The organism is Stenotrophomonas sp. INTA L402-1 (assembly GCF_059295135.1).
This window is the reverse complement of sequence record NZ_JCAFWP010000117.1, coordinates 1-716: the sequence shown is the minus strand read 5'-3', so window position 1 is coordinate 716 and position 716 is coordinate 1. Positions and strand designations below refer to the sequence as shown.

The 716-nt window shown below is 44.4% G+C and carries 1 protein-coding gene; it reads left to right on the top strand.

The annotated features are described in order from the left end of the window. Positions 1–228 precede the first annotated feature (228 nt). Positions 229–716, top strand: a 488-nt coding sequence (mcbR, locus tag AC5O77_RS21800) for a colanic acid/biofilm transcriptional regulator McbR (protein WP_494507178.1), incomplete at its 3' end; no start/stop codon positions are given.

The window sequence follows — 716 nt, the reverse complement described above, 5'->3', positions numbered from 1 at the left end:
GTGGTGATCCGCGTGGTGGGTGATGATTAAAGATACGACGGCGGCGTAAAGCCGCCATAAAAATCCAGGCAAAAAGCTTATTTTCAGCTTTAATTAACTAACTACATCACTGTTCGACGGCTAATAACAATAAAGATGAGTGGATAATGATTATTCAGCTTCATACGCCAGGTAAACAACTTCTGCTATACCGGCAGAGTTAGAACGAATACACGTGAAGGAAATAACATGCCTGGAACGGAAAAAATACCGCATATCAGTTTGACTATGCAGGTTGAGAACGACCTGAAACATCAGCTTAGTATTGGCGCATTAAAACCTGGCGCACGCCTGATTACTAAAAATCTGGCGGAGCAATTAGGTATGAGTATTACACCTGTGCGTGAAGCATTATTACGTCTGGTTTCGGTGAATGCGCTTTCTGTCGCACCTGCACAAGCATTTACAGTTCCGGAAGTGGGGAAACGTCAATTAGACGAAATCAATCGGATCCGCTACGAGCTGGAATTAATGGCAGTTACTCTGGCTGTTGAAAACCTCACCTCGCAAGACCTGGCGGAACTCGAGGAATTGCTCGAGAAATTACAGCAGGCGCAAGAAAAGGGCGACATGGAACAAATCATTAATGCGAACAGGCTATTTCGCTTAGCAATTTATCATCGTTCAAATATGCCCATCCTGTGTGAGATGATTGAGCAACTGTGGGTCAGGATCTG